Source organism: Nonomuraea sp. NPDC050663 (assembly GCF_044456985.1).
Lineage (GTDB): Bacteria > Actinomycetota > Actinomycetes > Streptosporangiales > Streptosporangiaceae > Nonomuraea.
Map to the genome: position 1 here is coordinate 24,735 of NZ_JBITGL010000011.1, position 12,960 is coordinate 37,694.

Annotated in this window: 13 protein-coding genes and 1 riboswitch; of the genes, 8 read left to right on the plus strand and 5 right to left on the minus strand. The window is 69.3% G+C overall.

Features of this window, described 5'->3' with window-relative positions:
* Positions 1–4: 4 nt before the first annotated feature.
* A complete protein-coding gene (locus tag ACIBH1_RS30620) occupies positions 5–529 on the plus strand; it encodes a hypothetical protein (RefSeq protein WP_397317430.1) in 525 nt (174 codons plus the stop codon).
* Here the strand turns inward: ACIBH1_RS30620 and ACIBH1_RS30625 are convergent.
* Together ACIBH1_RS30625 and ACIBH1_RS30630 are read right to left on the minus strand one after the other, a co-directional pair.
* On the minus strand, positions 480–1,667 hold the full coding sequence (locus ACIBH1_RS30625; RefSeq protein ID WP_397317431.1) for an MFS transporter: 1,188 nt from the start codon (positions 1,665–1,667) through the stop codon (positions 480–482). The two genes, ACIBH1_RS30620 and ACIBH1_RS30625, sit on opposite strands and share 50 nt — an antisense overlap.
* 13 nt (positions 1,668–1,680) lie before the next feature.
* Positions 1,681–3,096: a trehalose-6-phosphate synthase gene (locus ACIBH1_RS30630; RefSeq protein WP_397317432.1), complete on the minus strand. Its 1,416-nt coding sequence runs from the start codon at positions 3,094–3,096 to the stop codon at positions 1,681–1,683.
* Positions 3,097–3,113: 17 nt separating this feature from the next.
* Between ACIBH1_RS30630 and ACIBH1_RS30635 the strand changes: the two genes are divergently transcribed.
* The 6 genes from ACIBH1_RS30635 to groL all read left to right on the plus strand — a co-directional run bounded on the left by ACIBH1_RS30635 (position 3,114) and on the right by groL (position 8,534).
* Positions 3,114–3,668, plus strand: a complete 555-nt coding sequence (locus tag ACIBH1_RS30635; RefSeq protein ID WP_181613999.1) for an RNA polymerase sigma factor — start codon at positions 3,114–3,116, stop codon at positions 3,666–3,668.
* An 84-nt stretch (positions 3,669–3,752) separates the two neighbouring features.
* A riboswitch (SAM riboswitch) is annotated at positions 3,753–3,894 on the plus strand.
* A gap of 13 nt (positions 3,895–3,907) precedes the next feature.
* Positions 3,908–5,140, plus strand: a complete 1,233-nt coding sequence (gene thrC / locus ACIBH1_RS30640; RefSeq protein WP_397317433.1) for a threonine synthase — start codon at positions 3,908–3,910, stop codon at positions 5,138–5,140.
* Positions 5,140–5,415 (plus strand): MoaD/ThiS family protein, encoded by a 276-nt coding sequence (locus ACIBH1_RS30645; protein ID WP_181614001.1) that lies wholly within the window; start codon positions 5,140–5,142, stop codon positions 5,413–5,415. Before thrC ends, ACIBH1_RS30645 begins: the two co-directional genes overlap by 1 nt.
* A 234-nt stretch (positions 5,416–5,649) precedes the next feature.
* A complete protein-coding gene (locus tag ACIBH1_RS30650; RefSeq protein WP_068927743.1) occupies positions 5,650–5,850 on the plus strand; it encodes a cold-shock protein in 201 nt (66 codons plus the stop codon).
* Positions 5,851–5,994: 144 nt separating this feature from the next.
* Complete coding sequence (locus ACIBH1_RS30655; RefSeq protein WP_397317434.1) at positions 5,995–6,711, plus strand: hypothetical protein; 717 nt, start codon at positions 5,995–5,997, stop codon at positions 6,709–6,711.
* Positions 6,712–6,905: 194 nt separating this feature from the next.
* The gene (gene groL, locus ACIBH1_RS30660; protein WP_397317435.1) at positions 6,906–8,534 is read left to right on the plus strand and encodes a chaperonin GroEL; all 1,629 of its coding nucleotides are present in this window, start codon (positions 6,906–6,908) and stop codon (positions 8,532–8,534) included.
* Between the two features lie 56 nt (positions 8,535–8,590).
* Here groL and ACIBH1_RS30665 read toward each other — a convergent pair whose 3' ends face one another.
* The 3 genes from ACIBH1_RS30665 to ACIBH1_RS30675 form a co-directional block, all read right to left on the minus strand.
* Positions 8,591–9,007 carry a GNAT family N-acetyltransferase gene (locus tag ACIBH1_RS30665; RefSeq protein ID WP_397317436.1) on the minus strand — a complete coding sequence of 139 codons (417 nt, stop codon included), beginning with the start codon at positions 9,005–9,007 and terminating at the stop codon, positions 8,591–8,593.
* A 30-nt stretch (positions 9,008–9,037) separates the two neighbouring features.
* Entirely contained in the window at positions 9,038–10,360 is a 1,323-nt protein-coding gene (locus tag ACIBH1_RS30670) for an FAD-binding oxidoreductase (protein WP_397317438.1), read from the minus strand.
* 86 nt (positions 10,361–10,446) lie between these two features.
* On the minus strand, positions 10,447–12,432 hold the full coding sequence (locus ACIBH1_RS30675) for a HelD family protein (protein ID WP_397317439.1): 1,986 nt from the start codon (positions 12,430–12,432) through the stop codon (positions 10,447–10,449).
* Between the two features lie 110 nt (positions 12,433–12,542).
* Between ACIBH1_RS30675 and ACIBH1_RS30680 the strand changes: the two genes are divergently transcribed.
* Positions 12,543–12,860, plus strand: a complete 318-nt coding sequence (locus ACIBH1_RS30680) for a hypothetical protein (protein ID WP_397317440.1) — start codon at positions 12,543–12,545, stop codon at positions 12,858–12,860.
* Positions 12,861–12,960 lie beyond the last annotated feature (100 nt).

The following is a 12,960-nucleotide window of genomic DNA, read 5'->3' on the forward strand; positions in this document are numbered from 1 at the left end:
ACGCATGATCACAGCTCTGACGCTGGCGGCGTCGCTCCTGGTCAGCCCGGCGGCGGCCACCAAGCCGGTCACGTACGGCAAGCTCACCATCCAGGTCCCGGCGAAGTGGAAGGTCAAGAAGTACCGTTACGGTCTCCACGTGCTGACCGGCGGCTGCGCCAAGCGGGCGGCCGAGTGCGACGGTTTCTGGGTGCTCGGCAAGAGCGCCGTGAAGTACGCCAAGGAGGGCAGCCCGTACCAGCTCGACCACCCGTACCACCCCAGCTCCGGGGTGATGTACTGCGTCAAGGACGAGAGGTACTGGTCCTCGCCGATGCCCTCCAAGCCCTCCGTCACCGGGTACAAGCCGATCGGCGACCGCAAGGCGCACTTCACCGAGTGGAAGATCACCTGCTCCGACAACGGGACCCCGACCAGGATCACCTATCCGCAGCGGCTGTGGTACCTGCCGACGACCAAGCTGCTGGTCGTCGACGAGTTCAAGACGCCGGGGCTGGCGACGATCCTGAAGAGCGCGGCCTGGCGCTGACCAGTCCCGACACGGCCAGGGCGATCAGCACGGGCACCATCAGGAACGCGTTGACGGTGCCGAAGGCGTCGGCGAGCGCGCCCAGCAGCAGCGGGCCGACGCCGACGGCCGTGCTGGCCCAGATGGAGCCGATGGCCGAGGCGCGGTCGGGGCGGTTGCCCGAGTTGGCGATGATGCCGGCCAGGGCCAGGGGGAACTGCAGGGCGATGCCCAGGCCGCAGACGAACACGCCGGCGTAGGAGAGCACGGGGTTGGTGCTGAGCCAGAACAGCAGCCAGCCCCCGAGGGTGACGGCGAGGGCCCCGACGAGCAGACTCGTGGTGCGCATACGCAGCGCCAGCGGGGTGCCGACGAAGCGGCCGACGGCCAGGCCCGTGGTGAGCGCGGTCAGGGTGCTGGCCGCCACCGCGGGCGACAGGCCGGTGCGCGTGGTCACCAGGGCCGACGACCAGAGGTTGAAGGTGAACTCCAGCGCCACGCAGCAGAACAGCACGCCGCCCGCCACGTAGAAGCGCCAGCCGAAGCCCGGTGGCGGCCCTTCGTGGTGCTCGGCCGTCTCGACGACCTTCTCGGGGAACCAGTGCCGGCCGAGCGCGAGGGCGAGCAGCACGGTCGACAGCGGCGTGAGCAGGAGGGCGGCCCGCCAGCCGAAGGCGCTCTGGGCTGCGGCGCTGACCAGGTAGGGTGCGACGATCCCGAAGATCACGCCGAAGGCGTTGGCCTCGTTGAGGGCCGCGGGGCCCGCGGGGCCGTGGTGGTCGCTGAGGGCGGCCATGCCGGTGTAGAGGGTGAAGGTGCCGAATCCGCTGGCCAGGCCGTAGCCGAGGATCGTGACCGGTACGGCGGAGCTGGCGAAGACCAGCGCGACGCCGAGGTTGATGCCCACGAGCCCGGCCCAGGTCGTGGCGCGGCGGCCGAACCTCCTGGTGAGGTACGGCAGGGCCAGCCCTGCCGCGACGCCGCACACGGCCATGGAGATGCCGTGCAGCCCGGCGACGGTCTGGGAGACGCCCTGTTCCGCGCGCAGGATCTGGAGCGCGGAGCTCAGGCCGTACAGGTAGGTCGCGAACACCCCGATCTGCAGATACACCAGCCAGGTAGCGCGATCACGGGTGAAGCGTATGGCGACCTTATTCACCGGGCAAAGCGTACTAAAGGGCATCAAGTTGGGACGACAGCCATTTGTCCGGCGGCAGCGCGGTCGCGGCCCTGCGCAGGTTGGCCGCCCTGCGCAGCCGCTCGTCTTCGTCCATGACCAGCGCGGAGTGCAGCGCGCGGGCGGTCTCGCCCACGTCGTAGGGGTTGACCACGATGGCGTCGCCGCCGAGCTCGGCCGCGGCCCCGGCCTCGCGCGACAACACCAGCGCGCACCTCTCCGACAGGATCGGGCCCTCCTTGGCCACCAGGTTCATGCCGTCGCGGATCGGGTTGACCAGCAGCACGTCGGCCAGGCGGTAGGCGGCCAGGCTGCGCGGGTAGTCGTCGTTGACGTTGAGGATCAGCGGGTCCCAGTCTTCGGTGCCGTATTCGTCCTCGATCTCCTTGGCGCAGCGCTGCACGGCCGCGGTGTACTCGCGGTACTCGGGCAGGTCGTGGCGCGACGGGTAGGCGAAGGCCAGGTGGACCACGCGGCCGTGCCACTCGGGATGGGCGGCGAGGAACTCCCGGTAGGCCAGCAGGCCGCGCACGATGTTCTTCGACAACTCGGTGCGGTCGATGCGCACGATCAGGCGGCGGTTGCCCGTCTGCTCCCTGAGCGCGGTCATGTGCGACTCGACGTCGGGCTCGCAGGCCCGCTGCCAGAGCGAGTCGCCGTCGACCCCCAGGCTGTGGACGCCGATGTCGGTGGTGCGCCCCTCGTAGACCACGCTGCGGCCGGAGACCTCCGCGCCCAGGAGGTGGCGGCAGCAGTCGGCGAAGGCCTGCGCCCAGCGCTCGGTCAGGAACCCGGCGTGGTCGGCGCCCAGGATGCCCTCCAGGACCTCGCGCGCCACCTCGTCGGGCAGCAGGCTGAAGTATTCGGGCGGCGCCCACGGGGTGTGGCTGAAGTGCGCGATGCGCAGGTCGGGGCGCTCGGCCCTGAGCATCGCCGGGGTCAGCGTCAGGTGGTAGTCCTGCACCATGACCCGTGCCTCGTGACCGGCCTCCTCGGCCAGCGCGAGCGCGAAGGCGCCGTTGTAGTCGCGGTAGGACTCCCATTCGCGCTCGAATCTGGTGCCGAACAACGGTGCGTTGGGGATGTCGTACAGGAGATGATTGACGAACCAGAGTGTGGAGTTGGCAACCGCGTTGTAAGCACGATGAAAGGTGGCGGGAGGAATATCCAGCATGCGCAACGCACCCGTGTCGTACCCCGCCTGGTCGAGGCGGCCCCCTGGCGCCTGCCGTACGGCACTGCGGTCGCCGTCGGAGAGCGCCGCGCAGACCCAGAGCACGCCGTTGCTCTTGGTCACCCCCGACAGGCCGGAGACCAGCCCGCCGCCGCCGCGCTTCATGATGAGCGCGCCTTCGTCCGAGACGGTGAAGGAGACGGGGCCACGGTTCGAGGCCACCAGGACGCTGTTCATGCTTCTAGGATCTCTCTATGGCGCTTGATGAGCTAACCGAGGAACTTGCACGCTCCGCCGCGGCCGGTGACCACCGCGCGCTCGGCGAGCTCCTGAAGCGCATCGAGCCCGATGTGCTGCGCCACTGCGCCCGGATCCTGCCCTACCACCAGGACGCCGAGGAGGCCTGCCAGGACACCCTGCTGGCCGTCGCGCGCAACATCGGGCGCTTCGAGGGGCGGGCCAGGTTCTCGACCTGGCTGCACATCGTGACGGCCAACTGCGCGCGCACGACCTACCGCTCGCTGAAGCGGCGGGCGGCCGAGCAGACCTCCGACGAGCTGCCGATGCAGAAGCCCGACGTGCGACGGGTGAGCGTGATCGCCGGATCGCGCCTCGACCTGCTCGACGCGATGGAGGCGCTGGAGGCCGACAAGCCCGACCTGGCCCAGGCGCTGGTGCTCAGAGACATCGTGCAGCTCGACTACAACGAGGTCGCCGAGCAGCTTGGCATCCCTTTGGGCACCGCCAAATCCCGGATTCACCAGGCCCGCAAATATGTCCAGGGCCAGCTCGGGGAGGATTATCGCTGAGACGGATCATCTCGCCTGCTGAGACGACGAGTTGCTTGACGCCGGGCTCCAGGTAGAGTGCAGGTCAGCAACACAACTTCATATTGCTCATCCAGAGGGGTGGAGGGACCGGCCCTGCGAAGCCCCGGCAACCCTCCCGGAGACGCGCTCGTGACGTGACGAGGCCGGCCGGGACAAGGTGCCAAATCCGGTCTGCGGTCAAGGCGGCCGCAGGCGAAGATGAGGGAAGGCCTCGCTTCATGTCGCTTGATTTCGGCCCCGCTGTCGCCCTGTCCTGTCGCGAGTGCGGCACACGCTACGACCTCGGCCCCAGCTTCGCGTGCCTGGAGTGTTTCGGGCCGCTCGAGGCGGCCTACGAATTCGGCACGGTGACCCGCGAGGAGATCGCGGCCGGCCCCGCCAACATCTGGCGCTACAAGAAGCTGCTCCCGGTCCCCGGCGACGTCGAGCAGAAGCGCAACATGAACCCCGGCTGGACCAAGCTGGTCAAGGCCGAGGGCCTGGGTAAGTCGCTGGGGCTGAAGTCCCTGTACGTCAAGGACGACTCGGGCAACCCCACCCACTCCTTCAAGGACCGCGTGGTCGCCATCGCGGTCGAGGCGGCGCGCAACTTCGGCTTCCACACCCTGTCGTGCTCCTCCACGGGCAACCTGGCCGGCGCCGTGACCGCCGCCGCGGCCCGCGCCGGGCTCGAGGCCTGCGTCTTCATCCCCGCCGACCTGGAGCAGGCCAAGATCGCCATGGCCCGGGTCTTCGGCGGCAAGCTGATCGGCATCGACGGCACCTACGACGAGGTCAACCGCTTCTGCTCCGAGCTGATCGGCGATCCGATCGGCGAGAAGTGGGGCTTCGTCAACGTCAACCTCCGGCCCTACTACGCCGAGGGCTCCAAGACCCTGGCCTACGAGATCGCCGAGCAGCTCGGCTGGCGCCTGCCCGACCAGATCGTCATCCCGATCGCCTCCGGCTCGCAGCTCACCAAGATCGACAAGGGCTTCAAGGAGCTCATCGCGCTCGGCCTGGTCGACGACAAGCCCTACAAGGTGTACGGCGCGCAGGCCAGCGGCTGCTCGCCCGTCTCCGTGGCCTACAAGGCCGGGCACGAGGTGGTCCAGCCGGTCAAGCCCGACACCATCGCCAAGTCGCTGGCGATCGGCAACCCCGCCGACGGCCCCTACGTGCTCGACATCGCCCGCCGCACCGGCGGCGCGGTCGAGGACGTCTCCGACCCCGAGATCGTCTCGGCCATCAGACTCCTCGCCGAGACGGAAGGCATCTTCGCCGAGACCGCGGGCGGGGTTACCGTGGGTGTGCTGCGCAAGCTCGTCGAGGCGGGCAAGCTCGACCCCGAGCTTGACACCGTGGTGCTCAACACCGGCGACGGCCTCAAGACGCTGGACGCCGTCTCGTCCGTGGCCGCGCCCAGCGCGGTGATCAAGCCGTCGCTCGACGCGTTTAGGAAGGTTATCTAATGAGTGTTTCGGTGCGGATTCCGACGATTCTGCGCACTTACACGGGTGGCAGCTCGGACGTAAGCGGTGAGGGCGCGACCCTTCGCGACGTCCTTCAGAAGCTCGACGCCGACTACCCGGGTATCGGCGCGCGAATTCTGGATGAATCGGGCAAGATTCGGCGTTTTGTCAACGTTTATGTTGGCGAAGAGGACGTCCGATTTGCCGAAGGGCTCGACACCGCGACGCCTGAGGGTGTTCAGATCTCGATCATCCCCGCGGTCGCCGGCGGCTGAGCCGTACTCGCGTCTGACAGGCCCCCGAGGGGGCCTGTCGTCGTTCTGGGGCGAAAATTTCAAACTTAAAGGAAATGTCGCGCTAAGTAGTTTTCCGCTTGACTCTGTTCTTCAAAGGCATGCCACAGGTATGGTCGATGCGGTCGTCTGGCTTGATTTCGTGTTAAGTCCGTATGACCCCGGATGTCGCGAGAGGAATGGGCGAGGTCCGGAGCCCAGTTAGAGGAGTCGGAAGTGGCGCAGGGCACCGTCAAGTGGTTCAACGCGGACAAGGGCTACGGCTTCATCGCGGTAGACGGTGGTAAGGATGTCTTCGTCCATTACTCAGCGATCATGATGGACGGCTATCGGTCTCTCGAGCAGGGCCAGCGGGTCGAGTTCGAGATCACGCAGGGACAGAAGGGCCCCCAGGCCGAGTCTGTCCGGGCAGTCTGACACCAACAGTCGGCGGTTCGCGTGATGCGAACGCCCCTCCCGGGCTCAGGGGCCGGGCCACTTTCCATGACCCGGCCTTTGGCCTTCACTCGTATTCGTTTCCCGGTGGGCAAAACGTGACGGATTGGGCTAGCGTTCCACGCCGTGCCCAAGTGGATCCTGCCTGCTGTCGTAGCGGTCGCCGCCGTGTTCACGGTGCTGGCGTACCTGCTCGGTCCCAGCACCCCGGTCAAGAAGAAGGCGGCGCAGAAACCGGCCGAGCTCCAGGTGACGGTCAAACGCGTGGGCGACGGCCCGCGCGTGTCCGGCTACTCGGCCGCGGGCGCGGAGTATCTGACCGTGTCCGGGCTGGCCGACCCCGTGCTCCAGGAGACGGTCAACCGCGCCCTGCACGCGCCCCTGGAGCAGGCGCAGGCCCGCTACACGCGGCGCTACAAGAAGCAGGGCGTCGAGGGCGTCGAGATGAACCAGGGGCTGACCGTCGAGATCGGGCTGAAGGGTCCGCGGATCCTGTCGGCAGCCATGGACGTCAGCGACCCGGTCTTCCCTCACGGCGCGGCGTTCAAGTTCCCCGCCGGGATCACCGTCGACCTCACCACCGGCCAGGTGTTCACGCCCAGGCAGCTGTTCAAGGTCGGCCTCGCCCGGCTGGGCGAGCTCGTCCGCAGGCCGACGCACCCCATCGAGGGCGCCTGCAGGTTCGTCCCGACCTCGGCCCTGGTCTTCACCGCCGACAACGTCCTGGTGGGCTGGCGCGGAGAGATCCCCCAGTGCGCCGACATCCGCTGGGTCGCCGTGCCGTACGCCGAAGCGCAGGCCTTCCTCCGGCCGGAGATTCTCGAGCTGGTGAACACCCGCTGAACTGGGCCATTGGTTCGCTGGCTTGCACTCGACCGGGTAGAGTGCTAAACAGTCGTTGGCACTCTAGCTACTAGAGTGCCAATAATCGGATCGGGACGATGGGGTCTGCCGCATGGAGTTGCAGACCTATATGCCGTCGCGGGCTTCGGCTCGGTCCCATTTGCAAGCCACCCTCATCTGGGAGGTCTAGCCTTATGGCAGCCAAGATGATCGCGTTTGACGAGGACGCCCGGCGCGGTCTCGAGCGCGGCATGAACCAACTCGCTGACGCCGTCAAGGTGACCCTTGGCCCGAAGGGCCGCAACGTCGTTCTGGAGAAGAAGTGGGGCGCCCCCACGATCACCAACGACGGTGTGTCCATCGCCAAGGAGATCGAGCTCGAGGACCCGTACGAGAAGATCGGGGCCGAGCTCGTCAAGGAAGTCGCCAAGAAGACCGACGACGTCGCGGGTGACGGCACCACCACCGCCACCGTGCTCGCCCAGGCTCTCGTACGCGAGGGTCTGCGCAACGTTGCCGCCGGCGCCAACCCGATGGGCCTGAAGAAGGGCATCGAGGCCGCCGTCGAGCGCGTCAGCGAGGAGCTCTCCAAGCTGGCCAAGGACGTGGAGACCAAGGAGCAGATCGCTTCGACCGCCTCCATCTCCGCCGCCGACCCCGAGATCGGCGCGCTCATCGCCGAGGCGATGGACAAGGTCGGCAAGGAAGGCGTCATCACCGTCGAGGAGAGCAACACCTTCGGCCTCGAGCTCGAGCTCACCGAGGGCATGCGCTTCGACAAGGGTTACGTCTCGGGTTACTTCGTGACCGACCCCGACCGGATGGAGGCCGTCCTCGAGGACCCCTACATCCTGATCGTCAACAGCAAGGTCTCGGCCAACAAGGACCTGCTGCCCCTGCTCGACAAGGTCGTCCAGTCGGGCAAGCCGCTGCTGATCATCGCTGAGGACATCGAGGGCGAGGCTCTGGCCACCCTGGTCGTCAACAAGATCCGCGGCCTGTTCAAGTCGGTCGCCGTCAAGGCTCCCGGCTTCGGCGACCGCCGCAAGGCCATGCTCGGCGACATCGCCACCCTCACCGGTGGTCAGGTCATCGCCGAGGAGGTCGGCCTCAAGCTCGAGTCCGCCACGCTCGACCTGCTGGGCCGCGCCCGCAAGGTCGTCGTGACCAAGGACGAGACCACCATCGTCGACGGCGCCGGTGACGCCGACCAGATCTCCGGCCGGGTCAACGAGATCCGCAACGAGATCGAGCGCACCGACTCCGACTACGACCGCGAGAAGCTCCAGGAGCGCCTGGCCAAGCTCGCCGGTGGCGTCGCCGTCATCAAGGCGGGTGCCGCGACCGAGGTCGAGCTCAAGGAGCGCAAGCACCGCATCGAGGACGCCGTTCGCAACGCGAAGGCGGCCGTCGAGGAGGGCATCGTCCCCGGCGGTGGCGTGGCGCTGATCCAGGCCGGCGCCAAGGCGTTCGACAAGCTCGAGCTCCAGGGTGACGAGGCCACCGGTGCCGCGATCGTGCGCAAGGCTCTCGAGGAGCCGCTGAAGCAGATCGCCGTCAACGCCGGCCTCGAGGGCGGCGTCGTGGTGGAGAAGGTCCGCAACCTGACCCCGGGTGAGGGCCTCAACGCCGCGACCGGCGAGTACGTCAACATGTTCGACTCGGGCATCATCGACCCGGCGAAGGTGACGCGCTCCGCGCTGCAGAACGCCGCCTCCATCGCGGCGCTGTTCCTGACCACCGAGGCTGTCATCGCCGAGAAGCCGGAGAAGACCCCGGCTGCTCCTGGCGGCATGCCCGGCGGCGGAGACATGGACTTCTAAGTCCAGCTGACACGTTGAAGGGCGGTTCCCCGGCGGGGAACCGCCCTTCGGCGTTCTCACGGGGCCAGCGGCTTGACCCAGCGGCCCCACTCCGGCTGGACGGCGTAGCCGGCGGCCTTCCACGCGTGGCGGGCCAGGTCGTTGTCGTGCAGCACCATGGCGTCCGCGCGGAAGGCGCCGAACCGCGCGAAACGCTCCTCGGCCGCCTTGATGAGCCGCGAGCCGATGCCCTTGCGCCGGTGCCCGGGGTGGACGGCCAGCCGGTAGAGGTGGGCGCGCCAGCCGTCCCATCCGGCGATGAGCGTGCCCACCGTCTCGCCGTCGATCTCGGCGACCAGCAGCGCCTGCGGATCCCGCTCAAGCAGGGCGGCGACCTTGTCGGGGGAGTCGCGCCGATCGGTGCCCTCGGCCGCCAGGACCCAGAAATCCAGAAGGGCGGGAATCTCGTCGGGCGTGCCGTACCGGATGTTCATGGCCCGACAACCTAGCAGCGGCGTCGCGTGTCAGCCGAGCACGGGGTGGTTGGAGCGGAACAGGCCCTGCGGATCGCGGGCACGCTTGATCTGCCGCAGCCTGGCCAGCGTCTCCTCGGGGAAGGCCGCCGCGGCGCTCTCGCGCTCGTTGAGGAAGGTGTACGGCTTGCGCCCACTGACGTGGGGCGCCAGCGCCAGGGCGAGGCCCGCCTGGCGCGCTCCGGTCTCCTCGCCCGCCACGCCGAGCAGGTTGACCAGGTACGGCTCCGCCAGGTGGCCGCAGGCGCCCGCGTCGGCGTCAGGGCGGGCCAGCGCGCCGCCGAGGTGGCGGATCTGGAGGATCACGTCCGGCGTGACCTTGCCCAGCGCGACGGCCTTGAGGAGCGTGGCCGTCGCGGCGTCGTCGAGATCGGTCAGCAGCTCCGCGCGGTGCTGAGAGGGCATGGGCTCGACCGGCTCGGCGCAGATGAAGCCCAGCTCGCTCACCGGCAGCTCGTCCCGGGTGTCGGCGACGAGGTCGGGGATGCGCTCCAGCGGGCGCATCAGCTCGCGGCCGGTGGCGGCGTCGCCGAGGAAGGCGCAGTCGACCAGCACGACGTGCAGCCCACGTAGCGGCTCGGGCACGAAGTCGAAGGGCGGGAACTGCATCGTGGTGAACCAGAGGCTCAGTTCGTCGGGAGCGTCCGCGGTGATCTTGCGGAAGGCGGAGAGCGCCTGCTCCAGGCGGTGCGCGGGCCAGAGCAGGCGCCCGCCGTACAGGACGGGGGCGGGGAAGAGGTCGATCTCCAGCGCGGTGACCACGCCGAAGTCGCCGCCCGCGCCGCGCAGCGCCCAGAACAGGTCGGGGTCGGAGTCCGCCGTCACGCGCACGTGCGCGCCCTCGGAGTCGACCACCTCCAGGGCGCGCACGGCGTTGCCGGCCAGCCCGTGGGCGCGTCCGAACCAGCTCAGGCCGCCGCCGAGGCTCATGCCCGCGACGCTCACCACCGGTGAACTGCCCGCGAGCCCGGTCAGGCCGTGCTTGCCCGCCGCCGTGAGCACCTCGCCCCAGGAGGCCCCCGCCTCCACCCGGGCCAGGCGCTCCTGCGGGCGGACCTCCACCGACCGCATCCCGCCGGTGCGCACCAGGATCTCGCCGTCGAGGCCGGGCGTGGCGCCGTGGCCGCTGGGCTGCACGGTCACGGCCCGGCCGGTCAGGCGGGCGTGGCGGACGGCCGCGGCCACGTCGGAGGCGTCCTCGGCCTCCACGACCGCGCTGACCTGCTGGGTGACGGCGAGGTTCCAGGGTGTGGCGGCGGCCTCGAAGCCGTCGTCACCCGGGCTGAGCACGCGGCCTCGGACATCGTTGATCATGTGGTTCCCCCCACGGTGTTCGTTGTCGAGCACCAGGGTGGGCGAGCACGCTTGTGCGCCGGTTGTGGGCGGCCTGGACCGGGTCGTTATCCGGCGGCGGCCAGCTGCTCCGGCAGCGGACGGTCGTGCAGGACCGTCAGCGAGGTGACCGCACGGGTGAGCACCACGTACAGCCGGGCCAGCCCGCGAGTCTCCGCCGCCACGATGTCGGCGGGCTCGACGACGATCACGTGGTCGTACTCCAGTCCCTTCACCAGCGTGGCCGGGACGACGAGCAGGCGGTGGTCCTCGGTCGAGTCGGGGCCGAGCACCGGCACCCCGAGTTCCTGGGCGATCTCGTCGACCCGGGCGTCGGGCACGATGACGCCGATCGAGCCCTCCTTGTCGAGCGCGTCCGTCACGGCCTCGGTGAGCGAGCCGCCGGGCCGTACGGACAGCGACCCGGCGCCGGGGCGCAGGGAGCGGGGAGCGGCGAGGTGGGGGGCGATGGAGGGCAGCAGCTGGGCGGCGTAGTCGAGGACCTCGCGCGGCACGCGGAAGCCCAGGGTGAGTTCGGTGACCTCTCCCGAAGCCTGGCCGAGGTGCTTCAGGACGGTCTCCCAGGAGCTGACCGACCACGGCGTGGTGCCCTGGGCGAGGTCGCCCAGCACGGTGGCCGAGCCGGTGCGGCAGCGCCGGCCCAGGGCGCGCAGCTGCATCTCCGACAGGTCCTGCGCCTCGTCGACGACCAGGTGGCCGAGCGAGGGGGTGCGCTCCATGAGGTCGTTGAGCTCGTCGAGCAGCGCGGCGTCGGCGGCGGTCCACTTGGCGGACTTGGCGCCGCGGTAGGGCTTGGGCCAGAGCAGGAGCCGCTGCTCCTCGGCGGTCAGGTCGTTCTTCGCCGCCTTGGCCAGGAACTCGGGGTCGGACAGCAGCTTGAAGAGGACCTGCTGCGGCGTGAGCTTGGGCCAGACCGACTCGACGACCGCCTTGACCGGCTTGGAGCGGGCGACCTTGTCGTGCACGCGGTCGTCGGGCGACTCGCCGCGCTGCTCCATGCGGACCAGCACCAGGTGGGCGATGCGCTGGGTGAGCGCGTCGCGTCCGGGGTTGTAGCGGGTGGTGCCGCGCAGGGAGGCGACGATCTCGCGCACCTCGTGGTCGGCCACGCGGAAGCGGTAGACGCCCTGGGTGTAGACGACGCCCTCGGTGGGCTTGACGATGTGCGCCCACAACGCGCGTTCGAGCACCTCGACCATGCGGGCCGAGCCCTTGAGCGCGGCGACCTCGGGGTCTTCTGTGGCGCCCGGGGTGCCGAGCATGTCGGCGACGGTGGTCTGATCGACCTTGACCTCGCCGAGCGCGGGCAGGACCGAGGAGATGTAGGAGAGGAACGCCTTGTTCGGCCCGACGATCATCACGCCGGCGCGGGCGAGCTTCTCGCGGTGGGTGAACAGCAGGTAGGCGGCCCGGTGCAGGCCGACGGCGGTCTTCCCGGTGCCGGGCGCTCCCTGCACGCACACGGTGGTGCCGAGGTCGCTGCGGACGATCTCGTCCTGGTCGGGCTGGATGGTGGCGACGATGTCGCGCATGGGGCCGGTGCGGGGGCGCTCGATCTCCTCGGTGAGGATCTTCGAGGGGCCGACGTCGGCGCCGGTGTCGAGGGGCTCGTCCTCGAAGGCGGTCAGCCTGCCGCCGTGGTAGCCGAAGCGCCTGCGCAGGTGCACGCCCATGGGATCGCTCGGGCTGGCCTGGTAGAAGGCCCGGGAGACGGGGGCGCGCCAGTCGATGACGAGCGGCTTGCTGTGGCCGTCGTGGACGTGGCGGCGGCCGACGTAGATCGTGCGCGGCAGGTCGTCGTCGGCGTTGCGGTCGAGGCGGCCGAAGAACAGCGGGGTGTCGGGGTGGTCGGCCAGGGCGGCGACCCGCTGGTCGAGCAGCGACTGCAGGATCTGCTGGGAGACCCAGTCGCCGGCGGCGTCGGCCGACAGCGACTGCGCGTGCTCGCGCATGGCCTGCAGCGCTTTGCGGGAATCGGCGAGATGGGCTTGTTCCGAGGCCAGTATGTCGGGCGCCAGCTGGTCTACGGGCATGCGGAAAGACCTCCTTGGGAGGTGGTGGTAACGGTCCTGGTAGCGAACCGACAAGCTTAGTCGCCGGGTGCGGAGGCTTCCAAAGCATTTTCGGCGGGTAGGAGTGGGGCGTGCGCTTGGGCATTTCCCCGGTCATCCCGACGATCGCCAGCTTCCTCCTCGCGGCGTTGTGGGCCCTGTCGGTGTTCGCGGGCTGGGGGCTGGAGGCCTTCTGCGCGGGCGACGGTCATTGCGAGGCGCGGCTGGCGGCCGTGAACCTGGTGTCGGGGGCGTTCGCCGCCGTGGCGGCCTGCTGTACGGCAAGCGCCTGGGTGCTGCCTGCGGCGCGACAGCACGAGAGGGTGTTCGCGCGCCTCATGGGGGCGAGCGTGGCGGCCTGGATTGTAGCGGTGGGAGTGCTTTTTCTGGGTGGACTGCTCGCGAGCTAGACCAATACCGAAAAATCCGGGCATAGGGGGTGCATTGCGCGGATCATGGGGTATGTCGCGTTCAGGCGTGATACGCAAGAGTTAGCCTGACACCCGGGTG

Excerpts from the sequence above, each read along its gene's own strand:
- ACIBH1_RS30620 (WP_397317430.1), top strand. The coding sequence starts at position 5 with ATGATCACAGCTCTGACGCTGGCGGCGTCGCTCCTGGTCAGCCCGGCG.
- ACIBH1_RS30630 (WP_397317432.1), bottom strand. The coding sequence starts at position 3,096 with ATGAACAGCGTCCTGGTGGCCTCGAACCGTGGCCCCGTCTCCTTCACC.
- ACIBH1_RS30635 (WP_181613999.1), top strand. The coding sequence starts at position 3,114 with ATGGCGCTTGATGAGCTAACCGAGGAACTTGCACGCTCCGCCGCGGCC.
- thrC (WP_397317433.1), top strand. The coding sequence starts at position 3,908 with ATGTCGCTTGATTTCGGCCCCGCTGTCGCCCTGTCCTGTCGCGAGTGC.
- ACIBH1_RS30645 (WP_181614001.1), top strand. The coding sequence starts at position 5,140 with ATGAGTGTTTCGGTGCGGATTCCGACGATTCTGCGCACTTACACGGGT.
- groL (WP_397317435.1), top strand. The coding sequence starts at position 6,906 with ATGGCAGCCAAGATGATCGCGTTTGACGAGGACGCCCGGCGCGGTCTC.
- ACIBH1_RS30665 (WP_397317436.1), bottom strand. The coding sequence starts at position 9,007 with ATGAACATCCGGTACGGCACGCCCGACGAGATTCCCGCCCTTCTGGAT.
- ACIBH1_RS30670 (WP_397317438.1), bottom strand. The coding sequence starts at position 10,360 with ATGATCAACGATGTCCGAGGCCGCGTGCTCAGCCCGGGTGACGACGGC.
- ACIBH1_RS30675 (WP_397317439.1), bottom strand. The coding sequence starts at position 12,432 with ATGCCCGTAGACCAGCTGGCGCCCGACATACTGGCCTCGGAACAAGCC.